The organism is Streptomyces sp. NPDC026515, assembly GCF_055567595.1.
The window spans coordinates 198,618-212,095 of sequence record NZ_JBVHQD010000001.1 but is presented as its reverse complement, the minus strand read 5'-3'; the positions used below and the strand labels follow the sequence as shown (position 1 = coordinate 212,095).

Genomic DNA, 13,478 nt, shown 5'->3' with positions numbered 1-13,478 from the left:
GGGGGTTCCTTCTCGGCTGTCCGCGGTCAACGCGGGCGGGTGGGATGACGGGGCCGGCCGTCGCACGTCGGGACCGAGGTCCGTGTCGACGTCGTATCCGGCGGCCGGGTGGCCGGGGACGGGCTGCGATGCCGGCGCTCAGGTCGAAGGCGCGGTGTCGACCGCCTCCGCCGGCCCGGCCTCCTCGCGTTCCGCCCGGGCCCGGAGGCGGTGTTCGGTCTGCTGTTCCCTGAGGTGCCCGAGGTGCGGGCGGCCGAGCCCGGACGGCTCGTCCGTGCTCACGCCGGTCCGCGGATCAGGCGGTGTGCAGGGCCGCGTGCAGGGTGCGTACGGCCATCGAGATGGCGGCCTCGGCGGCGTGCGTCCCACGCAGGGCGTTGAGCATCACGAAGTCGTGGATGATGCCCTGGAAGCGGACCGCGGTGACCGGCACCCCGGCCTCGCGCAGCTTGTCGGCGTACGCCTCGCCCTCGTCGCGCAGCACGTCGGCCTCGCCGGTGACGACCAGGGCGGGGGGCAGGTCCTTGAGCTGCTCGACGGTGGCGCGCAGCGGGGACGCGGTGATCTGGGCGCGCTCGGCCTCGTCGGTCGTGTACTGGTCCCAGAACCAGAACATGCCGTCGCGGCGCAGGAAGTAGCCCTCGGCGAACTGGTGGTAGGACGGCGTGTCGAAGCTCGCGTCGGTCACCGGGTAGAACAGCACCTGCTGGAGCAGCGGGAGGCCGCCGCGCTCCTTGGCCATCAGGGTCAGCGCGGCCGTCATGTTGCCGCCGACCGAGTCACCGGCCACCGCGATCCGGCCGGCGTCCAGGTCCTTCGTCGCACCCTGTGCCACGACCCACTGGGCGACGGTCCAGTTCTGCTCGATGGCGACCGGGTAGCGCACCTCGGGCGAGAGGTCGTACTCGGGGAAGACCACGGCGGCGTTCGCGCCGACGGCCAGTTCGCGGACCAGGCGGTCGTGGGTGTGGGCGTTGCCGAAGACCCAGCCGGCGCCGTGGATGTAGATGATCACCGGAAGGGTTCCGGTGGCGCCGGCGGGCTTCACGATGCGGGCCCGGACGGTGCCGGTGGGGCCGCCCTGGACAGTGATCCACTCCTCGTCGACGGCGGGCTTGGCGATCTCGCCGGACTGCACCTCGTCGACCGCCTTGCGGCCCTCCGCGGGGGCGAGGTCGAAGAGGTAGGGCGGGTTGGCGGTGGCCTCGACGAAGGCCTGGGCGGCGGGTTCGAGCACCGGCTTGACGGGCGTGAAGGATTCGGACATGCGAGTCTCCTGGAGTTGCGCGGGGATCGCCGGTCGTTCCGGCGCCGTCCTGCCTCACCGTAGGAGCCGGCCGCGCCGGGCGGTTGCCCCCGAGCGCACTTCCGGCCACCCCGCAGCGCACGCCCGGCGCCGGGTACCGCGGTCATCTTCGGGTGAGATGACTGACATCCTCATCCATCGCTCCGCACGGGGAAGCATCGCGGGCGGCGGAGCGCTGTGCGCAGTGAGAGTCACAGCTCCTGTGAGGAAGGTCCCCGTGTCCCAGTCGTCGTCCCAAGTCAGCTCCCCGCGCCGGAAGCCCGCCGCCGAGCCCGCCCACGGGGTTCCGGGCTGGCTGATCGCGCTGTTCGCCGTCGCCTCCGGCATGACGGTCGCCAACCTCTACTACGCCCAGCCCCTGCTGTCCGAGCTGCGCGGCGTCTTCCACATCGGCGAGGCCACCGCGGGCGCGTTGATCACGCTCACCCAGGTCGGCTACGTGATCGGCATGATCTTCCTGGTCCCGCTCGGTGACCGGCTGGAGAAGCGGAGCCTCATCACCACGCTGCTGACGATCACCACCCTCGCCCTGGTGGCGGCGGGTCTCGCGACCGGTTTCCCGATGCTGCTGATCGCCTCCCTGATCAGCGGTGCCACCTCCGTGGTCGCGCAGATCCTGGTGCCGTTCGCCGCGAGTCTGGCGCCCGACCACGCGCGCGGCCGGATCGTCGGCCGGGTGATGAGCGGCCTGCTCACCGGCATCCTGCTCTCCCGCACGCTCAGCAGCCTGGTGTCCGGCACCGCCGGCTGGCGGGTCGTCTACCTCGGCTCGGCCGTCCTGATGGCGCTGCTGGGTGTGGCGCTGCGGCTGGCCCTGCCCCGGCAGGCGCCGACCACGTCGGTGCCCTACCACCACGTGCTGCGCTCCACGGCGGCGCTGGTGCGCACGCACCCCGCGCTGCTGCGCCGCGGCCTCTACCAGGCGGCGATGTTCGGTGCCTTCAGCGCCTTCTGGACCACCGTCTCGTACGTCCTGACCGGGCCGCACTTCCACTACTCCGCCGTCGGTGTCGGGGTGTTCGCACTGGTCGGAGCCGCCGGCGCGGCCGTGGCGCCGCTCGCCGGACGCTGGGCCGACCACGGGCTGACCCGGCCGATGACCGGTGCCGCGCTCGGGCTCGCCGCGCTGGCCTTCGTCATAGCCGGCTTCGGTCAGCACAGCGTGCTCCTGATCGCCCTCGGAGCAGTCGCGCTGGACGCGGCCGTCCAGACCAGCCTCATCCTCGGCCAGCACACCGTCTACCAGCTCGACCCCCTCGCCCGCGCCCGTCTCAACAGCGCCTTCATCGCGATCTTCTTCATCGGCGGCGCCCTCGGCTCGCAGTTCGGCTCGATCGCCTACCGGGCCGGCGGCTGGAACGCGGTCAGTCTGTTCGCGGCGGCCCTGCCGGTGCTGGCGCTGCTGTACTGGCTGACCGAGCTCCGGCCGGGCGCGAAACGCCCGGCGTAGGGCCGTACGACCGCCGGTGGCGTCGGGTGGCTGCCTAGGATGCTGTGAAGATCGCCGCCCCGCCGAGGCGGGGCACTGCGCCGGCGGGAGCGGATGATGGACCTACGGCAGATGGAAGTCGTCGTCGCGGTGGCGGACGCGGGCGGGTTCACCGCGGCGGCACGGCAGCTGCACGTGGTCCAGTCCGCGGTCTCCGGCACGGTCCGCGCACTCGAACGCGAGCTGGGCACCGCGCTGTTCACCCGGACCACCCACCGGGTCGGGCTCACCCCGGCCGGGGAGGCGTTCGTCCCGGCGGCACGGCAGGCGCTGCGCGCCGCCGAGCTGGCCCGCGAGGCGGTCGACGCGGCCAGGGGAGAGCTGCGCGGCCGGGTGACGGTCGGCACGATGCAGGGGGTCTGGGCGAACCTGCACCTCGCGCTCGCCGCGCTGCGGGAGGAACACCCGCAGGTGGTCGTGCGGTTGCGGCAGGCCGCGGTCGTCGATCTCCGTCAGGGGCTGCGGGAGGGCACGGTGGACCTGGCGGTGGTGGCCCTGGACCGCCAGCAGCAGCGCGGTCTGGTGACCAGACTGCTGTCCCACGAGGAGATGGTCCTGGTGGCCTCGCCCCGCCGGAACCTCACCGCGAGCGGCCCCGGGGGCACGGTCGACCTGGCCGGCATCGCCGACCTGCCGCAGGTGGAGTTCCCTCCCGGCTGGGCGATCCGCGATGCGGCCGACCGCGCGTTCCGGACGGCCGGCGTCGAACGCGCCACGACCTTCGAGGTCAACGACATCGTGGCCGCGTCCGAACTGGTCCGCAACGACCTCGGCGTCTGCATCATGCCGCCGACCATCGCCCACCGCTTCCCGGACCTGACCATCTACCGTTTCGGCCGCCACGCGCCGAGCTGGAAGGTGATGGTGGTACGCCCGCCCGGCGAGCCTTCGGCGGCGGTCGCCGCACTGCTGCGGCACATGACCTGAACCGATGGCGCCGGTCAGTAGGTGTCGGCGTCGGGGATCACGTGCATCGCGGCCTCCTCCGCCGACGCCCCGGCGCCGTCCAGGCCCCGGTCGGAGGCGAACAGGTCGGTCTCGGTGTTCTCGTGGGCGCCCTCGTCCGGTGCGACCAGCCGTCCGGCGCGGCCGTCGCCGACCTCGTCGTCGAGGAGTTCGCCGTCCGTGTCCCAGGTGTCGCCGAGGTCGTCGCCTTCCAGGGCGGCGATGTCCGGGACCTCCTCGGCGAGCCGCTCGTCGAGGGTCTCACCGCGCTGCCCCTCCGCCGCCGTGACGCCCGTGTGCTCCACGGCCCAGGGCCGCTCCGGCGGCGAGTAGCCCTCGTCCAGGGCCTCCTCTCCGGCCCGGTAGTCCAGGGTGTCGGACGCGTCCAGGACACCGGCGTCGTCCTGCACCTCCGAACCGTCCGGCTGGTAGACGTCGTCACCCATCGCCTCGTCGGTCATACGTGCTCCATCGTCACTCGGGCCGTCAGTTCGATCCGGCCGTCACCGGAAAGAGTAGGAGGTTCCGGCCGCGGCCCGTGCACGTTCTCGGCGGCCGTCCGCCGCCACTGCGCCGGTGACAGGCCGTACGCCGCCCGGAAGGCCCGGCTGAAGTGGGAGGGGCTGGTGAAGCCCCAGCGGGCGGCCACCGCGGCGATGGACCGGTGCGCCGACCCGGGCCGGGCGAGCTCCTCGCGGGCCGCCTCCAGCCGCCGGGTCCGCAGCCAGGCGCCGACGGTGGTGCCGTGGCGCTGGAAGAGGAGGTGCAGATAGCGCAGCGAGATGGCGTGCTGGTCGGCGAGGTCCCGCGGGGTGAGTCCGCTCTCGCCCAGCCGGGCCGCCGCCGACGCGGTGATCCGCTCCCACAGGGCGGGCTCCGGCTGCCGGCCGGCCTGGTCGAGGGCCACGGTGGCCAGGATCTCCGCGGCGGTGCGGGCCAGTTGCTCGCGGCGGGCCGGTCCGGCCCGGCCGACCTCGTCGACGAGTCCGTCCAGGAGCGGCAGCAGCAGGGCCGCCGCGCCCCCTTCGGCCTCGTCCACCACCGTGGCCGTCAGCGCGTGCAGGTGCCGTTCCTCCAGGCGCAGCAGGGCGCGGGGCACCATGAGGATCCGCGCCCGCTGGCGCTCGGGGAGCACGATCCGGAACGGGCGCCGCGCGTCGTGGAAGGCCAGGCGGCCGGGGCGGAGTTCGGCGGTGCGGCCGTCCTGGAGCAGCAGCGCGGTGCCGGCCAGCTGGCGGCGGACCAGGATGTGGCCGCGCGGGTCGGCGGCCACCGCGCGGGCACTGCGCAGGACGGTCCCGGGGCCGGATTCCTCGGTGGCGATCTGGAGGGCGCCCAGGCGCTGGGCGGTGAGCTCGCCCGTCCAGGGGCGGCCCTGGTCCACCGTGACCTCCAGGTCGACGAAGGTCTCCGACAGTGCCCGCTGCCAGGCGGCGGGCCGGTCTCCGGGGGCCGGTTCCCGGAGGGCGCAGGACACCGTCGTCAGCATGGCGTCCCCTCCGTCCGCACCCGGTCCAGCCAGTCCGTCGGTGACAGTCCGAAGGTCTTGCGGAAGGCCTTGCCGAACCCGGCGGAGCCGGTGAAGCCCCAACGGCGGGCCACCTGGCCCAGGCCGACGGTGCCGGGCGGCCGGGCGGCGAGTTCCCTGCGGCACTCGTGCAGGCGCAGTTCGCGGATCCACCCGCACACCGTGGTGCCCTCGGACTGGAACAGCCGGTGCAGGGAGCGGACCGAGATGCCGTGCACCGCGGCGATGAGGGACGGGGTGAGTTCCGGGTCCGACAGATGCCAGCGGATGTACGTCCGCACGCGCAGCAGCAGGACGTCGTCGGCGCCCGGCAGTTCCGCGGGGTCCCCGCCCAGCTGCTCCGCGGCGGTGGCGGCCACCAGGTCGATGACGCTCCCGGCCAGCCGCTCGGCCGTCGGGGTGGCGTACGACTCGGAGGTGTCCGCCAGCCGCTCCAGCAGGGGCGCGAGCAGCGCGGGGAGTCCGCCGCGGGGGCGGACCGCGCGCCCGGTGAGCCGCCGTAGGTCGGCCTCCGGAAGCTGCAGCAGCCGGCGTGGGACCGCGAAGATCTTCAGCAGGAAGCGCTCCGGGAACGTGGTGCGGAACGGGCGTATGGTCTCGAAGAACCCGATGTCGCCGGTGCGCATCTCGGCGCTGCGGCCGTCCTGTTCGACACGGGCCCGGCCGGTGCTCTGGACGGCGACGAAGATCTGGTGCCCGTCGCCGCGGGCGATGAAGCGCGGCGCCCGGTGGACCTGGCCGGGGTCGGCCTCCACCGTGGTGATCTGCAGGTCGCCGAGCCGGTCGGTCCGCAGGGTCGCGTCGTAGGTGCCGCCCGCGGTGGCGATGTCCATCCCCACCAGGGTGTCGAACACGGCGTCGTGCCAGTAGTCCAGGCTCTCGTCCGGCGGCACCGTGCGGGTGGTCAGGACCCTGGCCCGGGCGGCCGGCGCGGCGGCCGGAAGGAGCCCCGCCCGGACACCCGCCGGGACGGCCGGACGCCGGCGTCTCTCCTCGTGGGAGCCGATCGCGGTTGGCATGCCCTCAGCTTCGCCCGGCGGGGGGCGTCGGCGCATCAGTCGGCCGACTGGTCCTCGGCCGGTGCCGGGTACGTCAGGACAGCCGGGCCCGCAGAAAGGAACAGCCCGTCCGGATCGCGGCCCGGGCGGGCAGGCTGTCGGCGAGGGCGTGCAGGGCCACGAAGTCGTGGATGGTGCCGAGGAAGCGCACCGAGAGCGCGTCGACACCGGCCTCGGTCAGCCGGCGCGCGTACAGCTCGCCCTCGTCGCGGGCCACGTCGGCCTCCGCGGTGACCACCAGGGCCGGTGGCAGTCCCGCCAGTTGCTCAAGGCGGGCCCGCAGCGGTGCCGCGGTGGGTTCGGCGCGCCGGGCCGGGTCGGGGACGTACCGGGCCCAGTAGCCGCGCAGTGCCCGGCGGGTGAGCAGGTATCCGGTGGCGAACTGGCGTTGCGAGGCACTGTCGCAGCGGGCGTCGGTGAGCGGGTAGTAGAGCAGCTGCGCGGCGATCCGCGGCCCGTTCCGGACCTTGGCCAGCATCGTCACGGCGGCCGCCAGGGTGGCTCCGGCGCAGTCGCCCGCCACCGCCAGCCGGCCCGCGTCCAGGCCGAGTTCACCGGCCCGGCCGGCCGCCCAGGTCAGCAGGGCGTAGCACTCCTCCAGGGCCAGCGGGTAACGGGCCTCGGGGGTGCGGCTGTACTCGGGGACGAGCGCGCACACGCCGGCGCCGGTGACGAGAGAGCTGATGAGACGGGCGTGGGTCTGGGCGTCGCCGAGCGTCCACCGGCCGCCGTGCAGGTACAGCAGGGTCGGGAGCGGGCCGGTGGCCGCCGTGGGACGGACGGTCCAGAAGCCGAGCAGCCCCGCCGGGCCGACGGGGGCCGCCTGGAAGGCCGCGTCCACGTCGAAGTCCGCGAACCGGTCGGCCTGGGTCTCGCGCAGCGCCCGCCGCGCCGTGTCCGGCGCGAGGTCGTCGAGGGCGGGCGGGGTGGCGGACGCGGTGACCAGGCGCTGCGCCGCCCGGTCCAGGACGACGGCGCTGCCCGCCGGTCCCGGCCGCATGGGCGCTGCTCCGTCCGGCCCGCCGGCCCTCCTCACCGGCCCTGCACGAGGTCACGCAGCTGATGGCGGCTGCTGATGCCGAGCTTGGGATACACCTTGTAGAGGTGCGAGCCGATCGTGCGCGGGGAGAGGAAGAGCCGTTCGCCGATCTCCCGGTTGGACAGACCGCGCGCCACCAGTTGGACGATCTGCCGCTGCTGTGCCGTCAGTTCCGCCAGCGGGCCGCCCGCCTCGGGGGCGGGGGCGGCTCCGCTGGCGCGCAGTTCGCGGCCGGCGGCGGCCGCGAGGGGTCCGGCGCCCAGGCGTTCGGCGGTCTCCAGGACCGTGGTCAGCTGCCCGCGCGCCTCCAGGGTCCGGCGGCAACGGCGCAGCCAGTGCGCGTAGTTGAGACGGACGTGGCCGCACTCCCACGGCCAGCGGTTCGCCGCGTGGTTGACCAGGGCGAGCTGGAAGTGCTCCTCGGCCTCCTCGTCGGGGCCGAGTACGGCGGTCGCGTGGTGCAGGAGCAGCGTCATCCTGGTGCTGGGCCGGTCCCCCTGCCGGGCACGCACCCGCTCCAGGATCGGCAGGGCCTCCGCCGGCCGGCCGGTCCGCTGGGCCGTGACGGCGAGTTCGGCGATGCTCCGGGGCGACAGGGAGGGGTGCAGCGGCGAGCCGTCCGCGGTGAACAGCTCGCGCAGCTGCCGCCAGGCGTCGTCCCAGTCGCCGCGGGCCATGGCGGCGAGGCCGCGGGCGCGCAGCAGACGGGCGTGGGTGGCCCGGTTCTCGTCCAGGCAGACGGCGCGCCAGACGGCCGGGGTGAGTCCGGGTTCGGCGGGGAGGGTGCCGCGCAGCGCCCGCAAGGTCAGCGCCTGCGTCTCCAGGTCCGCCCGCAGGCGCGGCAGGCGCAGCACCGTCGCCTCGGTCAGGGCGTCGTGGAGCACGGTCGTGGCCTCGGTGAACCGGGCGACGGCGATGAGGGTGTCCACCAGGCCGAGCACCGACCAGCCGCGCAGACCGAAGGCGCGGGTGCTGCGCAGCCGGTCGTCGGCCAGGCGGGCCTGTCCCAGGTCCAGGTCGGCCTCGTCGGCGTGGTGGGCCACCGCGGCGGCCGCCAGCCGGCCGGCCGGCGCGTCCGGCCCGCCGAGCGGTGCGCGGGGCGGCCGGCCGAGACCGCGCAGTGCACCGGTGGCGGTCTCCGGCCTGGCCACCACGGCTACCAGCGCCTCCATCGCCCGCTCCGTCCCGGGCGCGTCCAGCCGCCCGAGGGGCCCACCCGCTCCGGGGCACCCCGCCTCGCTCCCGCCGGCCCGTGCTGCACCCGGCCTCCCCGGCCTCCCCGGCCCGCCCGGAGCCCCGGCCGTCGCAGCGGACGCACCCCCGGTGATCGCCCCCACCCGCTGCCCCGGGGACCCACCCGCCGTGAGATCCCCCGCCGCACCCCCGTCACCCCGCCGGACACCCGGCACGTCCAGCTCACCCGGAGCACCTGTCCCATGGGAATCGGCGCCGCCCGCCCGGCGGGCCCGTTCGAGCAGCGCGGGCAGGGCCGTGCGGTGTTCGGGGAGCCCGGACTGGTCGGCGACCCCCGCGGCCAGGCCCGCCAGGGTGAGCGCGAGCGGCCGGCCGATCAGGGGGAAGTGCTCCGAGGCGGCGGCCAGCAGCTCGAAGGCCTCGCGCTGGGCGGACTCGTGGCACAGGACCGAGGCGAGGGCACCGGCCGCGACACAGACCGACTCCGGCTCGGCGGACTCGCGCAGGAGCCGGCCGTACAGCTCCCGTACCCAGCCGGGGTCCCCCACCGCCTGCGCCGCCGTCAGGGCCTCGGCGAGCCGGCGCACGTGTTCCGGCCGCCGTGGACTGAGCCGGGCCGCCTGTTCCAGGGCGCGCGCGGCCCGGACGGCGTCGCCGCCCCGCCAGGCGGAGGTCTCCAGCCCGGCGGCGACGAACGCGTCGGCTCCCACGGTGGCGGCGGCCAGGTGGCGGGCCCTGCTCTCCGGCACGACGGCGACCTCGGCCAGGTCCCGGTGCGCCCGCTGGCGCTCGGCCGCCGGGTGCCGCAGGTACGCGGCCGACCGTGCCAGCGGATGCCGGAAGACGAGCCGGTCCTCGGACAGCGAGACGAATCCGGCCGCCTCCGCCGGGGCCCACACCGCGAGTTCATCGGTGTCCAGAGCGGTCATGACAGCGGCTACGGTCTCGCCGGGCCCGGCGGCCGCCGCGTAGAGCAGGGCGCGCCGCGTGCGCGCGGGAAGCGCGTCCAGCCGTACGCCGAAGACGGGCTCGGCCGGCGCGTGCCGTGCCGCTCCGGCGGGACCTGACGCGCCGCGCCCCAGTTCGGCCAGGGCCAGCGGGTTGCCCTCGGCCTCCGTAAGGATCTCCAGCCGGTGCCGGCCGGTGGGCGGTGCCGGCTGCCGGTCCAGGAGTGCGGCGGCCGACGCGTCGTCCAGCGGGCCGAGGTTCAGGGTCTCGGTGCCGGGGGGCAGGGCCGGCAGGGCGTTCTCCCGGCGGGCGGCGAGCAGTACCGTCAGCGGGCGGCCGGACAGTTGCCGGACGGCGGCGAACAGCGCCGCCACGGTGGCCCGGTCGCACAGGTCGGCGTCGTCCACGCACACCAGCACCGGCCGGGCGGCGGCGAGCCGGTCCAGCCGCGCGGTCAGCGCCGCCCGCAGCTCCTCCTCGTCCGGCCGGCCGTCTGTGCGGAGTACGGCCGTCAGCACCTGCCGGGACGCGGCGGGCAGATCGGCCGGTTCGCCCGTGGCCGGCGGCGCCAGCAGTTGCTGCAGACAGGCCCGGGCATGCCGGGGGTCACCGGCCCAGCCCTGCGCCGCGAGCACCGGCACGCCCTCACCGGCGGCCAGTTCGCGGACGCGCCGCAGCAGGGTCGTGCGTCCGATCCCCTCCCGTCCGAGGACCAGCAGGGTCTGGGGGGCGCCGGGCTCGCGTGTCACACACCGCAGGATCCGCTCGATCTCGGCGTCCCGGCCCAGAACGGAGGCCTCGGCGGCGACAGCGGACTGCCGGGGTGACTGGACCGTCATGCACATACTCCCGTGGCGATGGACGTTCTCCCTGGCCAGAGCCATCATCGCCGAGGCCGGGCGGCCTCTCTTCTGTCACGTGACCAGTCACCCGCGGCCGCGGCCGCGCGGGCCGGCGCTGGCAGGATGGCGGTATCAGGAGCCCGGCCACGCCGACGGGCTCGGACATGTCGACGGGCCCGGCCATGTCGATGCCTTCGGCGCCCTCGACGACAAGGACCGCTCATGCACACCGGCACCGACCGTCCCGCCGATCCGGTCGTCCTCGGCCGGGCGGCCGAACTGGACCGGGTCGACCGGCTGCTCGGGGCGGTGACCGACGGCGGCCCCCAGGTGCTGGTGCTGACCGGGGAGCCGGGGGCGGGCAAGAGCACCCTCGTGAACCGGGCGGCGGAGCGGGGGCGGGCACTGGGCTTCGGCATCCTGCGGGTGCGGGGCAGCGAGGGCGAGACCGGCCTCGGTCTGTCGGGCGTGCACCAGCTGCTGCATCCGCTGCTGCCCGGCGACGGCCTGCCCGCGGCGCACCGGGAGGCCCTGGACCAGGCGTTCGGCCCGGGGGCCGCGGAGTACGAACTGAGGCTCGACCAGTTGTCGCTGTGCGTCGGTGCACTCGCGCTGATCACCTCCGCCGCGACGCACCGGCCGCTGCTTCTGCTGGTGGACGACGCCCAGTGGCTGGACCTCGGTTCGGTGGACGTGCTGGCCTTTCTCGCCCGGCGGCTGGAGGGCAGGCCCGTGGTGTTGCTGCTGGCCGCCCGTGAGGAGGGCGTACCGGCCCGGTTCGACCGGGACTTCCCGCAGGTCACCGTGGGCCCGCTGAGCCGGACGGCGGCCGGGCAGCTGCTGGACGCGCAGCCCGATCCGCCCCGCGGCAAGGCGCGCGCGGAGATCCTCCGGCAGGCGGCCGGCAATCCGCTGGCCCTGATCGAGCTGCCGCGCGCCCTGGCCCGGGGCCGCGCCGCGGGTGTCGCGGGGGGTGCCGGGGGCGCGGCCCTTCCGCTCACCGCGCGGCTGGAGAACCTGTTCGCCGCCGATCTGTCCGGCCTGCCCGCGCCCACCCGTCAGGCCCTGCTGCTGGTGGCCGCGGCGGGCACGGCGGATCTGACCGACCTCATCCGGGCCGCTCCGGAGCTGGACGTCGTCCGGGCCCTGGACCCGGCCGAGCGCGCCGGCCTGGTCCGGGTGGCGGACGGCCGGGTGCTGCCGCGGCACCCGCTGGTCCGCTCGGCCGTCTACCACGCGGCCTCGTTCCACGAGCGCAGGCAGGCCCATCTCGCCCTGGCCGCCGCGCTCACCGGGGAGCCGGACCGCCGCGCCTGGCATCTGGCCGCCGCGGCCACCGGCCAGGACGCGGAGGTCGCCGACGCCCTGGCCGAGAGCGCCGAGCGGGCCCGGGGCCGGGGCGGTCACGCGGCCGCCGCCACCGCGCTGGAACGCGCCGCCGAACTGACCCCGGACCCGGAACTGCGCGCCCGGCGGCTGCTGACGGCCGCGCAGTCGGCGATGTTCGCCGGTCACCCGCAGTGGGTCGGTGAGATGAGCGGCCGGGTCGGCGAGATGACCGGGGATCCCCGGGTACGCGCCGAGGCCTCCCTGCTGGGCGGCTGGGCCCTCGGGGTCACGCTCCGCCACGAGGACGCGCTGGCGCTGCTGCTGGGCGTCGCCGAGGCCACCGCCGCATCGTTTCCGGCCCTGGCCCTGGGCGCCCTGAGCACGGCGGCGACGTCCGTCTACAACTCCGGCGCGCCGTACTACCGCGCCGAACTCCGCAGGATCGGCGAGCTGATCGACGGGGACGGCGATCCGGCCGGCCGCTCCTGGGCCCTGGCGGTCGTCGACCCCCATCGCGAACGGCCGCTGCTCATGGCCCACTTGACAAAGGGGTTGGCCGAGCTGGCCCGCGAGGAGAGCCTCGGGAACCTCACGGCGACGGGCGGCACGGCCTGGATCCTGGACGAGACCGAGCGGGCGGTCCGCGTCCTCGGCCGGACCATCGACGTCCTGCGCCGCGCGGGCAGCGCGGGGACGAACGCGACCGTGACCCAGGCGCTCGCCCTCGCCCTGTTCGAGAACGGTTCCTGGGCTGCGGCGGAGGAGGCCGCCGAGGAGGCGTTCTGGATGGCGACGGAGGCGGGCGCCGACAACGTGACCGTGGGCGCCCGCCTCCTGCGGGCCACACTGTGCGCGCTGCGCGGCGACCCGGCGGCGGCCCGGGCCCGGGCGACGGAGGCCGTACGGGAGGTGGATCTGCGCAGGTCCCTGAGTCTCCAGGTCCGCCACCGGCACGCCCTGGGCATGGCGGCGTTCGTCGCCGGGGACCACGCCGGCGCCTACGAGCAGCTGCGCGCGGCCTTCACCCGGGACTTCCGCCCCGCGCCCGTCCATTACCACGCCTCGCTCTACTACCTGGGCGACCTGGCCGCCGCCGCGGTCCGCGCCGGGCGGACGGACGACGCGCGCACGGTGGTCGACGGCGTGGCACAGGGCCTGACGTCCGACGCCTCCCCGCGGCTGGCCGCCGTGCTCCACCGGGCCACCGCCCTGCTGACCGACACCGACGACGCCGAGCGGCATTTCCGGGCCGCCCTGGACGGCGTCGGCACCGACTGCTGGCCGTTCGAGAAGGCGCTGGCCCACCTCGACTTCGGCGAGTGGCTGCGCCGGCGCCGCCGGGGCGCCGAGGCCCGCCGGCATCTCGGTGCGGCGCTGGAGTGCTTCGAACGGCTGGACGCCCGTCCCTGGGCCGAGCGGGCGGCGGCGGAGCTGCGGGCGGCGGGCACGGCGGGAGTCACCGCCCCGGCCGGTGAACTGACCCCGCAGGAACGCCAGATCGCCGAGCTGGCCGCCCAGGGCCTGACCAACCGCGACATCGCGGCCCGGCTCTACCTCTCGCCGCGCACGGTCGGCTACCACCTGCACAAGGTCTTCCCCAAGCTGGGTATCACGGCCAGGGCGCAGCTCCGGGACGCCCTCGCCGCGGCGGCGGACACCGGCGGCTGAGAACGCCCGCGGCAAAGTCCGTGCGGACGATACGCCGCATGCCGGTTCTTTACGACCTGTAAACCGACTCGGACCGTGTGCGGTTGTCGTCCGTCGTGCGGCACGGGATGCTGAATGAGCACGAGGGGAAGC

10 protein-coding genes are annotated in these 13,478 nt (G+C 75.6%); 3 read left to right on the top strand and 7 right to left on the bottom strand.

Annotated elements, in window-relative coordinates:
• Nucleotides 1–138: 138 nt before the first annotated feature.
• Complete coding sequence (locus tag ACZ4O3_RS00915; protein ID WP_467720707.1) at nucleotides 139–282, bottom strand: hypothetical protein; 144 nt, start codon at nucleotides 280–282, stop codon at nucleotides 139–141.
• 13 nt (nucleotides 283–295) lie between these two features.
• Nucleotides 296–1,267 (bottom strand): alpha/beta hydrolase, encoded by a 972-nt coding sequence (locus tag ACZ4O3_RS00910; protein WP_362725536.1) that lies wholly within the window; start codon nucleotides 1,265–1,267, stop codon nucleotides 296–298.
• Between the two features lie 256 nt (nucleotides 1,268–1,523).
• Here ACZ4O3_RS00910 and ACZ4O3_RS00905 point away from each other — a divergent pair, with 256 nt between their 5' ends.
• Both ACZ4O3_RS00905 and ACZ4O3_RS00900 read left to right on the top strand, forming a co-directional pair.
• A complete protein-coding gene (locus ACZ4O3_RS00905; RefSeq protein WP_467720706.1) occupies nucleotides 1,524–2,756 on the top strand; it encodes an MFS transporter in 1,233 nt (410 codons plus the stop codon).
• A 96-nt stretch (nucleotides 2,757–2,852) separates the two neighbouring features.
• Nucleotides 2,853–3,722, top strand: a complete 870-nt coding sequence (locus tag ACZ4O3_RS00900; protein WP_467720995.1) for a LysR family transcriptional regulator — start codon at nucleotides 2,853–2,855, stop codon at nucleotides 3,720–3,722.
• A gap of 14 nt (nucleotides 3,723–3,736) precedes the next feature.
• Here ACZ4O3_RS00900 and ACZ4O3_RS00895 read toward each other — a convergent pair whose 3' ends face one another.
• The 5 genes from ACZ4O3_RS00895 to ACZ4O3_RS00875 all read right to left on the bottom strand — a co-directional run bounded on the left by ACZ4O3_RS00895 (nucleotide 3,737) and on the right by ACZ4O3_RS00875 (nucleotide 10,346).
• Complete coding sequence (locus ACZ4O3_RS00895) at nucleotides 3,737–4,201, bottom strand: DUF5709 domain-containing protein (RefSeq protein WP_362725527.1); 465 nt, start codon at nucleotides 4,199–4,201, stop codon at nucleotides 3,737–3,739.
• Nucleotides 4,198–5,229 carry a helix-turn-helix domain-containing protein gene (locus tag ACZ4O3_RS00890; RefSeq protein WP_362725524.1) on the bottom strand — a complete coding sequence of 344 codons (1,032 nt, stop codon included), beginning with the start codon at nucleotides 5,227–5,229 and terminating at the stop codon, nucleotides 4,198–4,200. Before ACZ4O3_RS00890 ends, ACZ4O3_RS00895 begins: the two co-directional genes overlap by 4 nt.
• Nucleotides 5,223–6,287: an AraC-like ligand-binding domain-containing protein gene (locus tag ACZ4O3_RS00885; RefSeq protein WP_467720705.1), complete on the bottom strand. Its 1,065-nt coding sequence runs from the start codon at nucleotides 6,285–6,287 to the stop codon at nucleotides 5,223–5,225. The genes ACZ4O3_RS00890 and ACZ4O3_RS00885 overlap by 7 nt, the downstream gene beginning before the upstream one ends.
• A gap of 73 nt (nucleotides 6,288–6,360) precedes the next feature.
• Nucleotides 6,361–7,326, bottom strand: coding sequence for an alpha/beta hydrolase (locus ACZ4O3_RS00880; protein ID WP_467720704.1), 966 nt, complete (start codon nucleotides 7,324–7,326; stop codon nucleotides 6,361–6,363).
• A gap of 32 nt (nucleotides 7,327–7,358) precedes the next feature.
• Nucleotides 7,359–10,346: a helix-turn-helix transcriptional regulator gene (locus ACZ4O3_RS00875; protein WP_467720703.1), complete on the bottom strand. Its 2,988-nt coding sequence runs from the start codon at nucleotides 10,344–10,346 to the stop codon at nucleotides 7,359–7,361.
• A 225-nt stretch (nucleotides 10,347–10,571) separates the two neighbouring features.
• On the opposite strand from ACZ4O3_RS00875, the gene ACZ4O3_RS00870 reads away from it, so the two are divergent.
• Entirely contained in the window at nucleotides 10,572–13,346 is a 2,775-nt protein-coding gene (locus ACZ4O3_RS00870; protein WP_467720702.1) for an ATP-binding protein, read from the top strand.
• Nucleotides 13,347–13,478 lie beyond the last annotated feature (132 nt).